General features: G+C 67.3%; 20 protein-coding genes. 19 read left to right on the forward strand and 1 reads right to left on the reverse strand.

Annotated features, from left to right (window positions below; translation table 11 throughout):
• Nucleotides 1-6 precede the first annotated feature (6 nt).
• The 3 genes from fusA to OHA64_RS28970 all read left to right on the forward strand — a co-directional run bounded on the left by fusA (nucleotide 7) and on the right by OHA64_RS28970 (nucleotide 5,140).
• Nucleotides 7-2,136 carry an elongation factor G gene (gene fusA / locus OHA64_RS28960; protein WP_405617914.1) on the forward strand — a complete coding sequence of 710 codons (2,130 nt, stop codon included), beginning with the start codon at nucleotides 7-9 and terminating at the stop codon, nucleotides 2,134-2,136.
• A 158-nt stretch (nucleotides 2,137-2,294) separates the two neighbouring features.
• Nucleotides 2,295-3,488 (forward strand): elongation factor Tu, encoded by a 1,194-nt coding sequence (gene tuf, locus OHA64_RS28965; protein ID WP_015658472.1) that lies wholly within the window; start codon nucleotides 2,295-2,297, stop codon nucleotides 3,486-3,488.
• A 383-nt stretch (nucleotides 3,489-3,871) separates the two neighbouring features.
• Complete coding sequence (locus OHA64_RS28970; protein ID WP_405624154.1) at nucleotides 3,872-5,140, forward strand: acyltransferase family protein; 1,269 nt, start codon at nucleotides 3,872-3,874, stop codon at nucleotides 5,138-5,140.
• Between the two features lie 216 nt (nucleotides 5,141-5,356).
• Here the strand turns inward: OHA64_RS28970 and OHA64_RS28975 are convergent, their stop codons facing one another.
• Complete coding sequence (locus OHA64_RS28975) at nucleotides 5,357-6,469, reverse strand: hypothetical protein (protein WP_405617916.1); 1,113 nt, start codon at nucleotides 6,467-6,469, stop codon at nucleotides 5,357-5,359.
• Nucleotides 6,470-6,574: 105 nt separating this feature from the next.
• On the opposite strand from OHA64_RS28975, the gene OHA64_RS28980 reads away from it, so the two are divergent.
• The 16 genes from OHA64_RS28980 (at nucleotide 6,575) to OHA64_RS29055 (ending at nucleotide 18,541) form a co-directional block, all read left to right on the forward strand.
• Entirely contained in the window at nucleotides 6,575-11,155 is a 4,581-nt protein-coding gene (locus tag OHA64_RS28980; RefSeq protein WP_405617918.1) for an NACHT domain-containing protein, read from the forward strand.
• A gap of 467 nt (nucleotides 11,156-11,622) precedes the next feature.
• Complete coding sequence (gene rpsJ / locus OHA64_RS28985) at nucleotides 11,623-11,931, forward strand: 30S ribosomal protein S10 (RefSeq protein WP_003948644.1); 309 nt, start codon at nucleotides 11,623-11,625, stop codon at nucleotides 11,929-11,931.
• 17 nt (nucleotides 11,932-11,948) lie between these two features.
• Nucleotides 11,949-12,593: a 50S ribosomal protein L3 gene (gene rplC, locus OHA64_RS28990; protein WP_405617920.1), complete on the forward strand. Its 645-nt coding sequence runs from the start codon at nucleotides 11,949-11,951 to the stop codon at nucleotides 12,591-12,593.
• A gap of 7 nt (nucleotides 12,594-12,600) precedes the next feature.
• Nucleotides 12,601-13,257: a 50S ribosomal protein L4 gene (gene rplD / locus OHA64_RS28995; RefSeq protein ID WP_362451340.1), complete on the forward strand. Its 657-nt coding sequence runs from the start codon at nucleotides 12,601-12,603 to the stop codon at nucleotides 13,255-13,257.
• The gene (rplW, locus tag OHA64_RS29000) at nucleotides 13,257-13,676 is read left to right on the forward strand and encodes a 50S ribosomal protein L23 (RefSeq protein WP_405617922.1); all 420 of its coding nucleotides are present in this window, start codon (nucleotides 13,257-13,259) and stop codon (nucleotides 13,674-13,676) included. The genes rplD and rplW overlap by 1 nt, the downstream gene beginning before the upstream one ends.
• A gap of 38 nt (nucleotides 13,677-13,714) precedes the next feature.
• Nucleotides 13,715-14,551 (forward strand): 50S ribosomal protein L2, encoded by an 837-nt coding sequence (rplB, locus tag OHA64_RS29005; RefSeq protein ID WP_059192905.1) that lies wholly within the window; start codon nucleotides 13,715-13,717, stop codon nucleotides 14,549-14,551.
• A gap of 12 nt (nucleotides 14,552-14,563) precedes the next feature.
• On the forward strand, nucleotides 14,564-14,845 hold the full coding sequence (gene rpsS / locus OHA64_RS29010) for a 30S ribosomal protein S19 (RefSeq protein ID WP_030811672.1): 282 nt from the start codon (nucleotides 14,564-14,566) through the stop codon (nucleotides 14,843-14,845).
• A 42-nt stretch (nucleotides 14,846-14,887) separates the two neighbouring features.
• Nucleotides 14,888-15,235 (forward strand): 50S ribosomal protein L22, encoded by a 348-nt coding sequence (gene rplV, locus OHA64_RS29015; RefSeq protein ID WP_030619142.1) that lies wholly within the window; start codon nucleotides 14,888-14,890, stop codon nucleotides 15,233-15,235.
• Nucleotides 15,235-16,065 carry a 30S ribosomal protein S3 gene (rpsC, locus tag OHA64_RS29020; protein WP_356765800.1) on the forward strand — a complete coding sequence of 277 codons (831 nt, stop codon included), beginning with the start codon at nucleotides 15,235-15,237 and terminating at the stop codon, nucleotides 16,063-16,065. Before rplV ends, rpsC begins: the two co-directional genes overlap by 1 nt.
• A 5-nt stretch (nucleotides 16,066-16,070) precedes the next feature.
• Complete coding sequence (gene rplP, locus OHA64_RS29025; protein ID WP_004927269.1) at nucleotides 16,071-16,490, forward strand: 50S ribosomal protein L16; 420 nt, start codon at nucleotides 16,071-16,073, stop codon at nucleotides 16,488-16,490.
• A complete protein-coding gene (gene rpmC / locus OHA64_RS29030) occupies nucleotides 16,490-16,714 on the forward strand; it encodes a 50S ribosomal protein L29 (protein WP_003998824.1) in 225 nt (74 codons plus the stop codon). Before rplP ends, rpmC begins: the two co-directional genes overlap by 1 nt.
• A complete protein-coding gene (rpsQ, locus tag OHA64_RS29035; protein WP_280886340.1) occupies nucleotides 16,714-17,001 on the forward strand; it encodes a 30S ribosomal protein S17 in 288 nt (95 codons plus the stop codon). The genes rpmC and rpsQ overlap by 1 nt, the downstream gene beginning before the upstream one ends.
• 97 nt (nucleotides 17,002-17,098) lie before the next feature.
• On the forward strand, nucleotides 17,099-17,467 hold the full coding sequence (gene rplN, locus OHA64_RS29040) for a 50S ribosomal protein L14 (protein ID WP_003998823.1): 369 nt from the start codon (nucleotides 17,099-17,101) through the stop codon (nucleotides 17,465-17,467).
• A 2-nt stretch (nucleotides 17,468-17,469) separates the two neighbouring features.
• Nucleotides 17,470-17,793: a 50S ribosomal protein L24 gene (gene rplX / locus OHA64_RS29045; RefSeq protein ID WP_052839850.1), complete on the forward strand. Its 324-nt coding sequence runs from the start codon at nucleotides 17,470-17,472 to the stop codon at nucleotides 17,791-17,793.
• Nucleotides 17,793-18,350, forward strand: a complete 558-nt coding sequence (gene rplE, locus OHA64_RS29050) for a 50S ribosomal protein L5 (RefSeq protein WP_280886337.1) — start codon at nucleotides 17,793-17,795, stop codon at nucleotides 18,348-18,350. Before rplX ends, rplE begins: the two co-directional genes overlap by 1 nt.
• Before the next feature lie 5 nt (nucleotides 18,351-18,355).
• Nucleotides 18,356-18,541 carry a type Z 30S ribosomal protein S14 gene (locus tag OHA64_RS29055; RefSeq protein ID WP_003948630.1) on the forward strand — a complete coding sequence of 62 codons (186 nt, stop codon included), beginning with the start codon at nucleotides 18,356-18,358 and terminating at the stop codon, nucleotides 18,539-18,541.
• Nucleotides 18,542-18,584: the final 43 nt, after the last annotated feature.

Genomic DNA, 18,584 nt, shown 5'->3' on the forward strand with positions numbered 1-18,584 from the left:
AGCCTTATGGCTACCACTTCACTTGACCTGGCCAAGGTCCGCAACATCGGGATCATGGCCCACATCGACGCGGGCAAGACGACCACCACCGAGCGGATCCTCTTCTACACCGGCGTCAGCTACAAGATCGGTGAAGTCCACGACGGCGCAGCCACCATGGACTGGATGGAGCAGGAGCAGGAGCGTGGCATCACGATCACCTCTGCTGCCACCACCTGTCACTGGCCGCTCGAGGACAACGACTACACCATCAACATCATCGACACCCCCGGGCACGTCGACTTCACGGTCGAGGTGGAGCGTTCGCTCCGCGTGCTCGACGGTGCCGTCACGGTGTTCGACGGTGTCGCGGGTGTCGAGCCGCAGTCCGAGACGGTGTGGCGTCAGGCCGACCGTTACGGCGTGCCGCGCATCTGCTTCGTGAACAAGCTGGACCGTACCGGCGCCGAGTTCCACCGCTGCGTGGACATGATCTCGGACCGCCTGGGCGCCCAGCCGCTCGTCATGCAGCTGCCGATCGGCGCCGAGGCCGACTTCAAGGGCGTCGTGGACCTGGTCCGCATGAAGGCGCTCGTGTGGTCCGCCGAGGCCGCCAAGGGCGAGATGTACGACACCGTCGACATCCCGGCCACGCACACCGAGGCTGCCGAGGAGTACCGCGGCAAGCTGATCGAGGGCGTCGCCGAGAACGACGAAGAGATCATGGAGCTGTACCTGGAGGGCGTGGAGCCCACCGAGGAGCAGCTGTACGCCGCGATCCGTCGCATCACCATCGCGTCCGGCAAGTCCAGCGACACCACGGTCACCCCGGTGTTCTGTGGCACCGCGTTCAAGAACAAGGGCGTTCAGCCCCTGCTCGACGCGGTCGTGCGCTACCTTCCGACTCCGCTTGACGTCGAGGCCATCGAGGGCCACGACGTGAAGGACCCGGAGCTGGTCGTCAAGCGCAAGCCGTCCGAGGACGAGCCGCTGTCCGCCCTCGCGTTCAAGATCATGAGCGACCCGCACCTGGGCAAGCTCACCTTCGTCCGGGTCTACTCGGGCCGCCTGGAGACTGGCACCGCCGTGCTGAACTCCGTCAAGGGCAAGAAGGAGCGCATCGGCAAGATCTACCGCATGCACGCGAACAAGCGTGAGGAGATCGCGTCGGTGGGCGCCGGTGACATCGTCGCCGTGATGGGTCTGAAGCAGACCACGACCGGTGAGACGCTGTCGGACGACAAGCAGCCGGTGATCCTGGAGTCCATGGACTTCCCGGCGCCGGTCATCCAGGTCGCCATCGAGCCCAAGTCGAAGGGTGACCAGGAGAAGCTGGGCGTCGCGATCCAGCGCCTGGCCGAGGAGGACCCGTCCTTCCAGGTTCACACCAACGAGGAGACCGGCCAGACCATCATCGGTGGTATGGGCGAGCTGCACCTCGAGGTGCTGGTCGACCGTATGCGTCGTGAGTTCAAGGTCGAGGCCAACGTCGGCAAGCCGCAGGTCGCCTACCGCGAGACGATCCGCAAGGCCGTCGAGCGCGTGGACTACACCCACAAGAAGCAGACCGGTGGTACCGGTCAGTTCGCCAAGGTGCAGATCGCGATCGAGCCCATCACCGAGGCCGACGGCCCGGCGTACGAGTTCGTGAACAAGGTCACCGGTGGTCGTATCCCGAGGGAGTACATCCCTTCGGTCGACGCCGGTGCGCAGGAGGCCATGCAGTTCGGCATCCTGGCCGGCTACGAGATGACCGGTGTCCGCGTGACGCTGATCGACGGTGGCTACCACGAGGTCGACTCCTCCGAACTCGCGTTCAAGATCGCCGGTTCGCAGGCCTTCAAGGAGGCCGCGCGCAAGGCGAGCCCCGTGCTCCTGGAGCCGATGATGGCCGTCGAGGTCACCACGCCCGAGGACTACATGGGTGAGGTCATCGGCGACATCAACTCCCGCCGTGGTCAGATCCAGGCCATGGAGGAGCGGGCCGGTGCCCGCGTCGTGAAGGGCCTCGTGCCCCTCTCGGAGATGTTCGGCTACGTCGGAGACCTCCGCAGCAAGACGTCGGGTCGCGCGAGCTACTCGATGCAGTTCGACTCCTACGCCGAGGTTCCGCGGAACGTCGCCGAGGAGATCATCGCGAAGGCCAAGGGCGAGTAACGCAAGCCGTTCACACGCCGTAGGCTTGACTCCGGAGCCTCGTGGGGCATTTCACCGCACGCGCGGGAAGGAATGCCCCCGGGATCCGGGCCATCCAGCAAAGATCACCTGGCGCCGATGAAGTAAGGCGTACCAGAACCACTCCCAGGAGGACCCCAGTGGCGAAGGCGAAGTTCGAGCGGACTAAGCCGCACGTCAACATCGGCACCATCGGTCACATCGACCACGGTAAGACGACCCTCACGGCCGCCATTACCAAGGTGCTGCACGACGCGTTCCCGGACCTGAACGAGGCATCGGCGTTCGACCAGATCGACAAGGCTCCCGAAGAGCGCCAGCGCGGTATCACCATCTCCATCGCGCACGTCGAGTACCAGACGGAGACCCGTCACTACGCCCACGTCGACTGCCCCGGTCACGCGGACTACATCAAGAACATGATCACGGGTGCGGCGCAGATGGACGGCGCCATCCTCGTTGTCGCCGCCACCGACGGCCCGATGCCGCAGACCAAGGAGCACGTGCTCCTGGCCCGCCAGGTCGGCGTTCCGTACATCGTCGTCGCGCTGAACAAGGCCGACATGGTGGACGACGAGGAGATCCTGGAGCTCGTCGAGCTCGAGGTCCGTGAGCTCCTCTCCGAGTACGAGTTCCCGGGCGACGACCTGCCGGTCGTCAAGGTCTCGGCGCTCAAGGCGCTCGAGGGCGACAAGGAGTGGGGCAACTCCGTCCTCGAGCTGATGAAGGCCGTCGACGAGTCGATCCCGGAGCCCGAGCGCGACGTCGACAAGCCGTTCCTCATGCCGATCGAGGACGTCTTCACGATCACCGGTCGCGGTACGGTCGTCACCGGCCGTATCGAGCGTGGTGTCCTGAAGGTCAACGAGACCGTCGACATCATCGGCATCAAGACCGAGAAGACCACCACCACGGTCACCGGCATCGAGATGTTCCGCAAGCTGCTCGACGAGGGCCAGGCCGGTGAGAACGTCGGTCTGCTCCTCCGTGGCATCAAGCGCGAGGACGTCGAGCGCGGCCAGGTCATCATCAAGCCGGGCTCGGTCACCCCGCACACCGAGTTCGAGGCGCAGGCCTACATCCTGTCCAAGGACGAGGGTGGCCGTCACACGCCGTTCTTCAACAACTACCGTCCGCAGTTCTACTTCCGTACGACGGACGTGACCGGCGTCGTGACCCTCCCCGAGGGCACCGAGATGGTCATGCCGGGTGACAACACCGAGATGAAGGTGGAGCTCATCCAGCCCGTCGCCATGGAAGAGGGCCTGAAGTTCGCCATCCGTGAGGGTGGCCGGACGGTCGGCGCCGGCCAGGTCACCAAGATCAACAAGTAGTCTTGTTGACTTGACCTGGTAGCTCCAGCGCGAGCTCCTGAGGGGCCCGTACGACTTCGGTCGTACGGGCCCTTTCGCTGTCGGCGCCGCCCTGTCAACGCGCGATCGTCAGCACTCGTCAGCGCTCGCCTGCCGCGGTGTCGGCCCGCGGTGTTGGCCCGCCGGTGTCCGCCTGTCGACGCTCATTTGCCGGCGTCCGTCTCCGTGGGCGTCGAGTGAAGTGTCGGAGAACTCTCGGCGGCGTCTCGGCGAGAGTTGCGGCAACTCCCCTGCGCCCGCGTGCGGAATGTTCTTGTCTGTTCGCTGTGGGGTGTTTGGGACGGCCGTAGCGTGAGCTGTCCGGTGACCGCCCCGGCCCGGGATTCCTCGTGAGAACGGAACAGGTGTCGATGCGCGGCGCGGAGAGCAGGACGTCGATACCGCGACGAGTGGTCGGAGATCTGCAACAGCCGCTTCCCCCGCTGTCCTGGCCCGGCGCGCAGCCCGGCGCGCAGCCCGTGCCGCCGGGTCGACGGCCGTCGGAGTCCGCCCGGGCGGGCCGGCATGCCGCCGCACGGGAGCGAGTGGGCCGCCGGCTGTACGCCATCGACGGCATCCGTCTGCTCGCCGCCCTGATGGTCGCCGTGCACCACTACGCCGGCACCAACCGCGTCAACCAGCCGGACAACGCGATCTGGGACCGGCCGGTGTCCGACATCATGCCCACGGTGTTCCGCCTCGCCTCCTACGGCTGGATCGGCGTCGAGATCTTCTTCGTGATCAGCGGCTTCGTGATCTGCATGTCGTGCTGGGGGCGTACGCCGAGGCAGTTCTTCGTGTCGCGGGTGATTCGGCTGTACCCGGCGTACTGGTTCGCGGTGCTGTTCACCACCGGCGTCCTGGTCGCGGTCCCAGGGGTGTGGGAGCGGCTGCGGATGCGCGAGGTCCTGCTCAACCTCACGATGCTGCAGTCCGGTTCGGGCGTGGCCAACGTCGACGGGGTGTACTGGACGCTCTGGTCCGAGCTGCGTTTCTACCTGCTGTTCCTGGCGGTCGTCGCCACCGGGCTGACGTACCGCAAGGTCGTCGTCTTCTGCTGCGTCTGGGGCGCGGCCGCGATGCTCGCCCCGGTGTCGGGGCTGCCGCTTCTCGAGCTGGTCGCCAACCCCGAGGGCGCCTGGTACTTCATCGCGGGGCTGGCGTTGTACCTCATGCACCGTTTCGGCCAGGACCTGTTGCTGTGGGGCATCCTCGGGATGGCCTGGCTGATGGGCCAGTTGGAGCTGGGGCAGCGGATCGACGAGGTCGAGCATGTCTCCGGCTGGCGGGGGAGCGTGCTGATCTTCACGGTTTTCCTGGTGGTGATGGTGGCCGTCGCCCTGGGCGCGACCGACCGCATCCGCTGGAAGTGGCTGGTGACGGCGGGCGCGTTGACGTACCCGCTCTACTTGATCCACTACGCGGCCGGTACGACGATGATCAACCGACTCCGGGACACCATGGACGCGCGGCTGCTGGTCGCGGTGGTGCTGGCCGGCTTCCTGGCGCTCAGCTGGCTGGTTCACCGGTTCGTGGAACGGCCGGTGGCGGGGGTGGTGAAGCGGGGGTTGGACACGTCGTTCGCTCGCATGCGGAACGCGGGGCAGGCGGTTGAACAGCGGCCCCGTTACTGAGCGTGCGGAGTGCCCGTTTCGCCAGTCCCGCAGAGTGCGAACCGCCCGGTCGAACGCGGAGTCCTCGTTTCCTGGTGACCTCCCCCGCGAGTGAAGACCTGCTCGGTCAGGTGCGCTGGGAAGCCGGTGCCGTCGAAGCTGCGCCGGGTGCGGGTGCGGGTGCGGGTGCGGGTGCGGGTGCGGGTGCGGGCGGGTGCATCACGGACGGGCGGCCGCTCAGGAGTCCGGATCATCGCCGGGCTCGCGTTGTGTCCGTAGGATGCGCTCGGCCACTCGACGCCGGTCGGTCGAACGGGCGACGAAGCTTCCGGGGGCCAGTTGTTCGCGCACTGATCGCTGCAGGCGGGCGAGTTCCGCGGGCGACAACAGTGGGGCCATGCACTCGGCGGCGACGAGCGCCTGATACTGCTCGAAGGCTGAGCGGGACCGTTCGATCCCTTCCAGCGCGGTGTCCAGGTCCGCGGTCTCGGGGGACCCCTGCATGAGCGCGAGGGCGTAGATGCGCTCGCCGTCACCTCCCCGCCGGAAGAAGTGCCCTACCTGCTCGGGGCTGAGACCGCTGTCGCGCGCCGAGTCCCGGGCGGCGGCAACCAGCGCCTGCATCTGCTCCGTTCGGCCCGAGCCGCGTGGCAGCCGGCGGCGCAGATCGTCGTAGCGTCGCGCCTCACGGTGGGGGAGGCCCAACTCCTCCATGGCCAGGGCCCGCAGAGAGTCGGCCTCGTCCTCGGCGCCGCGTCGTGAGAGGGACTCGGCCTGCACGAAGCTGTCGAGGGCGCGCCGGTCCGCCTCGGAGAGCGCTGGTGCGAGCAGCAGCCGTGTGGACAACCACCCGCTGAGAAAGCCGAGTACGAGAAACTCCGCGACGAGGGCTCCGGCGAACACCGTGCTGTCGGGCCGGTCGCCGAGCGCCGGGGCCAGGGTCGCGCAGAACCGCTTGAACCAAGCTGCCAGACTGCCGAGTTGGGTCAGACCCGCGCCGATGAGCAGTTTGGTCAACCAATCCGAGACCTGCTCCAGGTTGGTGTTGGCGATGTACGCGGGCCGTATCTCAGGCGCGTAGGGACTCGGCTCCGCGGCCAGTGCCCGGGGCACCCCGAACAGGAACCCCAGGGCGGCCCCGGCGGCGGCGACCGCGCCGGTGACGAGCACTCCCGCACCGAGGACCGAAAGCGGCTGTGCGCAGCCGGCAGCGTAGAAGACCAGGCTGAGCAGACCGGAACCCGCGAGGACGCCCGCCACCACGCCCATCCGGCGGCTGACCGGCGTGGACCTCGACCCGGTGCGGCGGCGGTCTCCTCCGGCTGTTGCGTCGTCTCGATCGTTGGTCATCCATCCCCCTGTGGACGGACTCTGACACGGTCGGAGCCCGGCGAAAACGACTCGCTGTCTGCAGACTGTGGCACTCTAGACGCTGGTGATCGGGCGGAGGCGGCGGTGGACGAAGAGGCGCAGCTCGACGAGGAGTTGGGCTTCTTCGGAGAGTCGGCCATGGAGGCGCTGCGCCGGTGGCGGCGCGAGACGGGACGCACAGTGCGCTGGGTCTCGGCGCCAGGTGTGCTGAGAGACCGTCCCCGCGCGAAACTGGCCACCGTCGCGGTACAGGAGCCGGGTGGCGGAAAGCGCAAGATGATCCTCAAGTGGTGTCCTCCGGGACGCCGGGCGCGCCGGGAGCCGGGTGCGCACCGTGCGGCGGAGACCTCGCCGCCCGAGGAGTGGGCCAAGCTGCATCTCGTCCGCCAGCCCTGGGATGCGGTGTTCCTCGACGACGGCGGGTACTTGATGTTCCTTTCCGTCGCGGGCGGCGGGATCGGGCGGACGACGCCGCTGACGGAGCTGCTCAAGGGCCCACTGGAGACGGCCGCGTGCCGGACCGTGGTCGACTCCGTGGTCCGTGAGTGGAACCCGCACGTCGACACCGAGGAGCTGTCCGTGGTGGACACGCTGCGTCCCCGGCTGGAACCGAGGCTCGCCGTAGGCAGCGAACTCCACACCACCCTCGAGCGCTGCTTCCCCGGCCTGTGGGACAGTGCCGCTGCCTGGCTGAGCCTGCCGAACGGGCCGATCGTCCCCAACCCGTTGGCTCTGGCACGAGGCCATGAAGAGTTCGCCGAGCTCAGTTTCGAGGTTCCGGTGGGCAAGGGGCAGGGGGATCTGCATGACGAGAACCTGCTCTTCTCGCAGAACCCCGCGGTGCAGGATCTGGCTTCCTTCCTCCTGCTCGACTTGGACTTCTTCGAAGCACGTGTTGCCCTGGCGTACGATCCGGCCAATCTGCTGCTCACCGTGGCCGACCACTGGTTCGACGAGCTCGATACGCCCTTCCGCGAGGCCTTGCGGCTCTACCTCGTCGACTCTGGGTCGACCGCGGGAAACGCTTTGCCGTCACCGCTGCGCGAAACGCTGGACGAGATGCGCCGCGTGGGGAACGAGTGGATGGACGAACACGGCTGGGGTGTTGAATGGCGGTGGTCACTGTGGCTGTCCGTCATGGCCTGCGCCCTCATCTTCGCCGGCCGGAACAAGAACGATCCCGAGCGACTGTGGTGGTATGTGCGGCTGTCCGCGTCCGCCGCCGGGGCGTTCCTCGACCACTGCCGCTCCTCGGACACCTCCCCCTCGGGCTCCGTGTTCGCGCTGCGGCTGCCGTCTGCCCCCGCCGGGACGCCGACGGAAGGCGCGGAGGACATCGCCGTCGAGTCGGGCGTGGGTGTCGGGGGCGAGGCCGCGACTGCGCTGGAGTCCTCGCACCGGCTTTTCGAGTCAGCCCTCAGCCGTGCCGCCACCGATGTCGTGCCCCGGACCGCAGTGGCCGACACGCACCTCCCGCGAATCGCGGCCCGGCTGGCCGACCAGTTCCCGGCGCCGATCCCGCTGCTCGGGGAGGCAGGCATCGGTAAGTCCGTGCTGAGTGCCCAGATCTACGAGCGCTTGGCGGCCGGGGAAGTGGTGACCCCGCTCCTGGTCAACTGCGAGCACGTCTCGTCGCCCGTACGGTCGCAGGAGGACCTGGACCGCGGGCTCGGAGCCCTGCTGGTTCCTACCAACGACCAGGCGCGGTTGACCGAAGTCACGGCCACCTGCGCAACTGCCATCGGGCGCCGGGTCGTAGTGATCCTCGACACCGTCGACTACCTGCTCAACCCCGAGGTGGCGCCCAACGTGGTGGGCCTGCTGCGCACGCTGCGCGCACGGGGGGTGCTGACGGTCTTCACCTGTCGGCAGCACGACTTCGGGACTTGGCTCCGGCCTCGCTACGGAGACCTGCACCGGCCTCGGGAGTCAACGGAGGTGCCCTGCCTCACCCGGGACGAGGTGGCTCTCATGGTGGCGGGCCATCTCAGCTACCGCCGACGAGAGGCGGGCGACACCCTTGATGCGTCCGACGACTTCGTACAGGCAGTTCTGAAGGCGTACGAGGGCGGTGGCCCGCTTGCCGAGCTGATTACCCGGCCGCTGTTGCTGACGATGCTCTGCGAACTTTTCGCGCCGACGGGCGCCCTCCCCGCCGACCTCAGCGCCACCCGACTGTACGCCCGCTACTTCCACGAGAAGGTGGTCGACAGCCGCCGCTTCAGTCGCACCACCGGGCAGTCGCAGGCCAAGCAGGAGCTGACCTTCACACTGTCCGCGTATCTGTGGAACGCCTCGCTGGACACCCTGACGATGTGGGCGCCCGAATCCGGCATTGCCTGGCACGCTGAGGTCGAGGCATTCCGGGACCTGTTGAGCGAGACGGTCATGGTGCAGGGCAACAGCCTCGCCGGACCGCAGTTCGGCTTCCGGCACCAGGCGTTGACCGAGTACTTCATCGCGATGTATCTGCACCTGCGCGCCCCGCAGGCGGAACGCAAACTCCTGGCGGAGCTGCGTGAGCGGCCGCACGAGCGCTGGTTCGCCTGGCCGATGGTCCGGCACATCGTGGCTATGGCGGAACCGGCGGAGACGGACGACCTGCTGGCCAGGCTGGATCTGGCCAGCCCTATCGCTTTCCGTGCCGCGGCATTCGGGGCGGTGGAACAGTACCGCGAAAATCTGTTGGCCCGCCTGGCCGAACTGGCCGGCGAGGGCGGGTCGCACCTCGTCGACCAGTTGGTCGAGGCGCTGCCCTCGGTGCCCGACGACGGACTCGCGGACGCCGTCAACGTCACCGCCGATCTGCTGGGTCGGGTGGCCGACGACCAGGTCTGCGCTGTCGCGGACGTTGCTGGACGTCTGGTCGCCCGGTGCGGATCCGGCATGGCGCCCGCACTCGCCCATCTGCTGGAGCAGGTACGCGGTCTCACGACGCGGGAGCCGGCGCCACTGGATTCGTTTCGTACGGGCCAAGTGGTGCGGAATCTATTGGATCCTTCAGCCGCTCGGGTGCCGGCCCTGCCGGCGAAGGTCCTGGCCAAGGCTCGGGACCTCATGAGGGCTCCCGGCATGCCACGACCAGCGGTACGCGAACTGGCCCGTGCGTTCCTCGCTCCCGGTGTCACGCCCAAGGACCGCGAGGCCGCGCTGCGCATCGTGCTTTCGCACGCCGACCATAGGGATCTGAGCCCAGTGGCGGAGGAACTGGTGCTGCTGGTGGTTCCCTGGGCGGACGGGCCGCCCGAGGGGACCGGCAGCCCGGAGTTCGACGACCCGATGCTGTTCCTGGGCGCGGGCCGCAAGCGCAGCGTCGTGGTGAGGCTGCGTGCTGTTGCAGGCGCGGCCCTGCGCCACCGGGCCGTCGCCGACGCCGTCTGCGCGGAGTTCCTGCACTCCACTGATCCCGGAGCAGTGCAGAACGTGCTGCTCACACTGCAGGAAATGGTGAAGAGCGGCGGGGCGGGGCTCGTCGCCGACTCGTTCCTGGCTGCGCGGCTGCCGACCCGTCGCAATGGGGCCGACCAGGTCGCCGGGGTACTCAAGGAGTTCTCGACGTGTGCTCAGGAGCTCCGAGTGCGGCTGGCCCGGTGGTTCGCGGCCGAGCTCGACACCTGGACGCGCGACACGGCCGACGCCTTCCTGCGCCTGGTTCGTGACGAGCCCGCCCTGTTGCCGCAGGCACTTCAGGCCTTGGCCGCACTGCCCGAGAAGGATCAGGACAGGGTACTGCTGAACCTGGCGCGCAGCGCCGAGACGCTGTCCGAGGACATCGTGAGCACGCTCATGAGCTACGTGGCGGGCGCGTCCGGTGCCGAACCCCCGCGCCCGCTCGATCCTTTTCTGGAGGCCCGCCTGTACGGTCTCGTGGCCAAGCGCAACCCCACCGCCGTCGCGCGGCTCGCGGAACTCGCGGACGGGCGGGGGAAAGCCGCGAGCCAGGCCATGTATCAGCTCTCACTGGCCGCGCAGGCAGCCCCTGACTGGGCGTACGCAGAGTTGCTCCAAAAGTTCGCCCGGCACCGCGACCCAGCGGTCCGCTGCAAAGCCCTTCGCATTGTCGTACCGCTGGTCGTGGCCTATCAGGACCAGGCGGACGAGAGCGTGGAGTGCTGGCTGACTGAGGCGGCAAACCGGGATGACGCCCGGGCGGAAGAGACCGCCCTGCTGCTCGAACTGTCGCACTCGTACGTGCGGGAAGGCCGCGGGCGTGGGCCCGAGGCGTTGTACGAGATCACGCGCTTCCTGGACCGTGTGGCGGACCGGGTGCGGAACGGAGCGGTGGCCAACGACGGGCTTCGGCAGGAGGTCGCGCTGTTGAAGACGCTCAGCGCGGTGGGCGACACGCATCCGCTTCACACCCGCGCCTTCGAGTGGCTCGACGACCTGTTGTCCCACGCGCAGCTGACCCGGGTGCAGGACGCGATCACGTTCGCCCGGGAGGCCCTCGGCCGCTGGATCGAGACCGGTGCCGTCGACCTCAGCCGACTGATGACCGCCTGCGAGAAATGGCTGCCCGCCAATCGCATCGTCATGGTGTACGTCGTTCGCTCGCACGACCCCCTGGGGCCGCGCTCACCACGCCTGGACACCCTGCTGAGGCAGCACGACTGCCACGCATCGGTGGATGCCGAGATCGCCGCATACCGGCATCCGAAGGATTGAGCCTCAGCGGACGACGGGGGGACACCCTGTCCCTGGTGTTTGGCGTTTGCGCCCCTGGGGGTATTGTCTCCGGCCCGATTGGCCAGCCCCCTGGCCCATATGGCAGACTGTCGGAGTTGCTCGGTCGAGCGTTGATGCTGCGCGCCTCCCGCCGGGAGGACCGAAAGCGAGTCCCACAGTACTCGTCGCCCCAACTGCCAGTTGGCAGCGCTGAGGCGGACGTACGGGAATCTTTCGGGAAGTGTCAGTGCGGCGCCGTCCAGGCACCCGGTGGGTTGTGCGTCAGTATGTCGGCGCCGTGCCCCCGGCCTGCGGTTCCGGAAGGGCCGCGTTTTCCCGGACGGGATGTTCCAGAGATGGGACATCTGTGTCAGTGAGAGCGCGACACACCCGACCGCGTGGGTCGGCGGGCAAGTGTTCGGAACACCGGGTCCAGAGCGTTAAGAGAGACAGGACTACTAGTAGCCATGGCGGGACAGAAGATCCGCATCCGGCTCAAGGCCTACGACCACGAGGTCATCGACAGCTCGGCGAAGAAGATCGTCGAGACGGTGACGCGTACTGGTGCGTCGGTCGCGGGCCCGGTGCCGCTGCCCACTGAGAAGAACGTGTACTGCGTCATCAAGTCGCCGCACAAGTACAAGGACTCGCGCGAGCACTTCGAGATGCGCACGCACAAGCGCCTGATCGACATCCTCGACCCGACGCCCAAGACCGTTGACTCTCTGATGCGACTCGACCTCCCGGCCGGTGTCGACATCGAGATCAAGCTCTGAAGGCCGGTGATCTGAGAATGGCTAAGCAGATCAAGGGCATCCTGGGCGAGAAGCTCGGCATGACGCAGGTGTGGGACGCGAACAACCGCGTCGTCCCGGTCACCGTCGTCAAGGCCGGCCCGAACGTCGTGACCCAGGTCCGTACGACTGACAGCGGCGGCTACGAGTCGGTCCAGATCGCCTTCGGCGAGATCGACCCGCGCAAGGTGAACAAGCCCCTCAAGGGTCACTTCGCCAAGGCCGACGTCACCCCCCGTCGCCACCTCGTCGAGATCCGCACCGCGGACGCCTCCGAGTACACGCTGGGCCAGGAGATCACCGCTGAGGTGTTCGAGGCCGGCGTGAAGGTCGACGTGACCGGCAAGAGCAAGGGCAAGGGCTTCGCCGGTGTCATGAAGCGTCACAACTTCAAGGGCCTCGGCGCCGGACACGGCACCCAGCGCAAGCACCGCTCGCCCGGTTCCATCGGTGGCTGCGCCACCCCGGGCCGCGTGTTCAAGGGCCTCCGCATGGCGGGTCGCATGGGCAACGAGCGGGTCACCACCCAGAACCTGACCGTCCACGCCGTTGACGCGGAGAAGGGTCTGCTGCTCATCAAGGGCGCGGTTCCCGGTCCGAACGGCGGCCTCGTCCTGGTCCGCACCGCGGCCAAGGGGGCCTGAGGTACCGATGAGCACTGTTGACATCCTTTCGCCTGCCGGCGAGAAGACCGGAAGCGTCGAGCTCCCCGCGGAGATCTTCGGCGTGGAGAAGATCAGCATCCCGCTGATCCACCAGGTCGTCGTCGCGCAGAACGCCGCTGCCCGCCAGGGCACGCACAAGACCAAGCGTCGCGGTGAAGTCCGTGGTGGCGGTAAGAAGCCTTACCGCCAGAAGGGCACCGGCCGCGCGCGCCAGGGTTCGACCCGCGCGCCGCAGTTCGCCGGCGGTGGCGTCGTCCACGGCCCGCAGCCGCGTGACTACTCGCAGCGGACCCCGAAGAAGATGAAGGCCGCGGCCCTGCGCCACGCCCTCACCGACCGGGCCCGCCATGACCGCATCCACGTCGTCACCGGCGTGATCGAGGGCGAGAACCCCTCCACGAAGGCCGCCAAGACGCTGTTCGGCAAGATCTCGGAGCGCAAGAACGTGCTCCTGGTCATCGACCGCGCCGACGAGGCCGCGTGGCTCTCCGCCCGCAACCTGCCCCAGGTCCACATCCTGGAGCCGGGCCAGCTGAACACGTACGACGTGATCGTCTCCGACGACGTGGTCTTCACCCAGGCCGCTTTCGAGTCCTTCGTGTCCGGCCCGCAGGCCACCGACACCGAAGGGAGCGAGGCCTGATGGCTACGCGTCACCCGAGCATCGCCTCGAAGGCCGCCAAGGCCAAGAAGGTCGCGCGCGTCGCCAAGGCGCGTCGCCACGAGGCCGAGGGCAAGAACACCGTCGTCACCCCGGCGAGCAAGGCCTTCACGGACCACCGTGACGTCCTGCTGAAGCCGGTCGTGTCGGAGAAGAGCTACGCGCTGCTCGACGAGGGCAAGTACACCTTCATCGTCGCGCCCGGCGCCAACAAGACCCAGATCAAGCAGGCCGTCCAGGCGGTCTTCTCGGTCAAGGTCACCGGGGTCAACACGATCAACCGCCAGGGCAAGCGCAAGCGCACCAAGACCGGGTTCGGTCAGCGCGCGGGCACGAAGCGCGCGATCGTGACCCTCGCCGAGGGCGACCGTATCGACATCTTCGGCGGTCCGACCGCGTAAGCGGGTCGGATCGTCCGATATCGGACGAGGACTGAGAAATGGGAATCCGCAAGTACAAGCCGACTACGCCGGGCCGTCGTGGCTCCAGCGTCGCCGACTTCGTCGAGGTCACGCGGTCCACGCCGGAGAAGTCGCTGGTCCGCCCGCTGCACAGCAAGGGCGGCCGTAACAACGCCGGTCGTGTGACCGTTCGCCACCAGGGTGGCGGACACAAGCGCGCCTACCGAGTGATCGACTTCCGTCGTCACGACAAGGACGGCGTGCCGGCGAAGGTCGCGCACATCGAGTACGACCCCAACCGCACCGCGCGCATCGCGCTGCTGCACTACGCCGACGGCGAGAAGCGCTACATCCTCGCCCCGCGCAACCTGCAGCAGGGTGACCGCGTCGAGAACGGTCCCGGGGCCGACATCAAGCCGGGCAACAACCTGGCCCTCCGCAACATCCCGGTCGGTACCACGATCCACGCGATCGAGCTCCGTCCCGGTGGCGGTGCCAAGTTCGCCCGCTCCGCCGGTGCCTCCGTGCAGCTGCTCGCGAAGGAGGGCCAGATGGCCCACCTCCGCATGCCTTCCGGTGAGATCCGCCTGGTCGACGTGCGCTGCCGCGCCACCGTCGGCGAGGTCGGCAACGCCGAGCAGAGCAACATCAACTGGGGCAAGGCCGGCCGTAAGCGCTGGCTTGGCGTTCGCCCGACCGTTCGCGGTGTGGCGATGAACCCGGTCGACCACCCGCACGGTGGTGGTGAGGGCAAGACCTCCGGTGGTCGCCACCCGGTCTCCCCGTGGGGTCAGAAGGAGGGTCGTACTCGTTCGCCGAAGAAGGCTTCGAACAAGTACATCGTCCGCCGCCGCAAGACGAACAAGAAGCGCTAGGAGCGGGTTTAGATGCCGCGCAGTCTCAAGAAGGGGCCCTTCGTCGACGACCACCTGCTCAAGAAGGTGGACGTCCAGAACGAAGCGGGTTCCAAGAACGTCATCAAGACCTGGTCCCGTCGCTCGATGATCGTCCCGGCCATGCTCGGCCACACGATCGCGGTGCACAACGGCAAGACCCACATTCCGGTGTTTGTCACCGAGTCGATGGTCGGCCACAAGCTCGGCGAGTTCTCGCCGACGCGCACCTTCCGGGGTCACGTCAAGGACGACCGGAAGTCGAAGCGCCGCTAGTAGCGGGGTGGAATGACCATGACAGACACTGGAAGGACAACCATGGAAGCCAGGGCCCAGGCGCGGTACATCCGCGTCACGCCCATGAAGGCCCGCCGCGTGGTGGACCTTATCCGTGGCATGGACGCCACGGAGGCTCAGGCGGTCCTGCGTTTCGCCCCGCAGGCCGCGAGCGTGCCGGTCGGCAAGGTGCTTGACAGCGCCATTGCCAACGCCGCACACAACTACGACCACACCGACGCCGACAGCCTCGTCATCTCCGAGGCGTACGTCGACGAGGGTCCGACCCTGAAGCGGTTCCGTCCGCGTGCCCAGGGCCGCGCCTACCGGATCCGCAAGCGGACCAGCCACATCACCGTGGTCGTCAGCAGCAAGGAAGGAACCCGGTAATGGGCCAGAAGGTTAACCCGCATGGGTTCCGGCTCGGTGTCACGACCGACTTCAAGTCGCGTTGGTACGCCGACAAGCTGTACAAGGACTACGTCAAGGAAGACGTCGCCATCCGTCGGATGATGACGTCCGGCATGGAGCGCGCCGGCATCTCGAAGGTGGAGATCGAGCGCACCCGTGACCGCGTCCGTGTGGACATCCACACGGCCCGTCCGGGCATCGTCATCGGCCGCCGTGGCGCCGAGGCCGACCGCATCCGCGGTGACCTCGAGAAGCTCACGGGCAAGCAGGTCCAGCTGAACATCCTCGAGGTCAAGAGCCCCGAGACCGACGCTCAGCTGGTTGCTCAGGCCGTCGCCGAGCAGCTCTCCTCCCGCGTCTCCTTCCGTCGCGCCATGCGTAAGAGCATGCAGGGCACGATGAAGGCCGGCGCCAAGGGCATCAAGATCCAGTGCGGTGGCCGCCTCGGTGGCGCCGAGATGTCCCGCTCGGAGTTCTACCGCGAGGGCCGCGTGCCCCTGCACACGCTCCGCGCGAACGTGGACTACGGCTTCTTCGAGGCCAAGACGACCTTCGGCCGCATCGGCGTGAAGGTCTGGATCTACAAGGGCGACGTGAAGAACATCGCCGAGGTCCGCGCCGAGAACGCCGCTGCCCGTGCGGGTAACCGCCCGGCTCGTGGTGGCGGCGCCGACCGCCCGGCCCGTGGTGGCCGTGGTGGCGAGCGCGGCGGTCGCGGTCGTAAGCCGCAGCAGGCTCCCGCTGCCGAGGCCCCCAAGGCCGAGGCTCCGGCTGCCGCTCCGGCTGAGAGCACCGGAACGGAGGCCTGACCGAAATGCTGATCCCCCGTAGGGTCAAGCACCGCAAGCAGCACCACCCGAAGCGCCGTGGTCAGGCCAAGGGTGGTACGACGGTCGCGTTCGGCGAGTACGGCATTCAGGCCCTCACGCCGGCGTACGTGACCAACCGCCAGATCGAGGCGGCTCGTATCGCGATGACCCGCCACATCAAGCGTGGCGGCAAGGTCTGGATCAACATCTACCCGGACCGCCCCCTGACCAAGAAGCCCGCCGAGACCCGCATGGGTTCCGGTAAGGGTTCGCCGGAATGGTGGATCGCGAACGTGCACCCGGGTCGGGTCATGTTCGAGCTGTCCTACCCCAACGAGAAGATCGCCCGTGAGGCCCTGACTCGCGCCGCTCACAAGCTGCCGATGAAGTGCCGGATCGTCAAGCGCGAGGCAGGTGAAGCGTGATGTCGGCCGGTACCAAGGCGTCCGAGCTGCGCGAACTGGGTGACGAGGAGCTTCTGGCGAAGCTCCGCGAAGCCAAGGAAGAGCTGTTCAACCTCCGCTTCCAGGCGGCGACGGGTCAGCTCGAGAACCACGGTCGGCTCAAGGCCGTCCGCAAGGACATCGCGCGGATCTACACCCTGATGCGTGAGCGCGAGCTGGGCATCGAGACGGTGGAGAGCGCCTGATGAGTGAGAACAACGTGACTGAGCAGACTGCAGGGGCCCGCGGCTTCCGCAAGACCCGTGAGGGTCTCGTCGTCGGCGACAAGATGGACAAGACCGTCGTCGTCGCCGTCGAGGACCGCGTCAAGCACGCGCTGTACGGCAAGGTCATCCGCCGTACGAACAAGCTCAAGGCGCACGACGAGCAGAACGCCGCGGGTGTCGGCGACCGTGTCCTCCTCATGGAGACCCGGCCGCTGTCCGCGACGAAGCGCTGGCGCGTCGTAGAGATCCTCGAGAAGGCCAAGTAAATCTCCTGCGGGCAAACTCGCAGGACAGTTCCGCCAGGCTTCGGGAGCCGCTCGCTGAGCGGCTCCCGGGGAACCGGCAGACAAACAGGAGATAGACGTGATCCAGCAGGAGTCGCGACTTCGTGTCGCCGACAACACTGGTGCGAAGGAGATCCTTTGCATCCGTGTGCTCGGTGGCTCCGGTCGCCGCTACGCGGGCATCGGTGACGTCATCGTCGCCACCGTCAAGGACGCGATCCCCGGTGGCAACGTGAAGAAGGGTGACGTCGTCAAGGCGGTCATCGTTCGCACCGTCAAGGAGCGCCGCCGTCCGGACGGCTCGTACATCCGCTTCGACGAGAACGCCGCCGTCATTCTGAAGAACGACGGCGACCCTCGCGGCACCCGTATCTTCGGCCCGGTGGGTCGTGAGCTGCGCGAGAAGAAGTTCATGAAGATCATCTCGCTCGCGCCGGAGGTGCTGTAAGCATGAAGATCAAGAAGGGCGACCTGGTCCAGGTCATCACCGGTAAGGACAAGGGCAAGCAGGGCAAGGTCATCGCGGCCTTCCCCCGCGAGGACCGTGTCCTGGTCGAGGGTGTCAACCGGGTCAAGAAGCACACCAAGGCCGGCCCCACAGCTCGTGGTTCGCAGGCCGGCGGCATCGTCACCACCGAAGCCCCTGTTCACGTGAGCAACGTTCAGCTCGTCGTGGAGAAGGACGGCAACAAGGTAGTGACCCGCGTCGGTTACCGCTTCGACGACGAAGGCAACAAGATCCGCGTTGCCAAGCGGACGGGTGAGGACATCTGATGACGACCACCACCACTCCGCGTCTGAAGACGAAGTACCGCGAGGAGATCGCGGGCAAGCTGCGTGACGAGTTCAAGTACGAGAACGTCATGCAGATCCCCGGCCTCGTCAAGATCGTGGTCAACATGGGTGTGGGCGACGCCGCCCGCGACTCCAAGCTGATCGACGGCGCGATTCGCGACCTCACCACGATCACCGGTCAGAAGCCGGCCGTCACCAAGGCCCGTAAGTCCATCGCGCAGTTCAAGCTGCGTGAGGGCCAGCCGATCGGTGCCCACGTCACGCTCCGTGGCGACCGCATGTGGGAGTTCCTGGACCGCACCCTGTCGCTCGCGCTCCCGCGCATCCGCGACTTCCGCGGCCTGTCCCCCAAGCAGTTCGACGGCCGTGGCAACTACACCTTCGGTCTCACGGAGCAGGTCATGTTCCACGAGATCGACCAGGACAAGATCGACCGCACCCGGGGTATGGACATCACCGTGGTGACCACGGCGACCAACGACGCTGAGGGCCGCGCGCTCCTTCGTCACCTCGGCTTCCCCTTCAAGGAGGCGTGAGCGAGATGGCGAAGAAGGCTCTGATTGCCAAGGCTGCTCGTAAGCCCAAGTTCGGAGTACGTGGCTACACGCGCTGCCAGCGCTGCGGCCGTCCGCACTCCGTGTACCGCAAGTTCGGCCTGTGCCGCGTGTGCCTTCGTGAGATGGCTCACCGTGGCGAGCTGCCGGGCGTGACCAAGAGCTCCTGGTAATCCCGTACTTCGGGATTCCAGAGGCTCTCGGTAAGTAAAGGGC

Source organism: Streptomyces sp. NBC_00076 (genome assembly GCF_045041235.1).
Classification (GTDB): Bacteria; Actinomycetota; Actinomycetes; order Streptomycetales; family Streptomycetaceae; genus Streptomyces.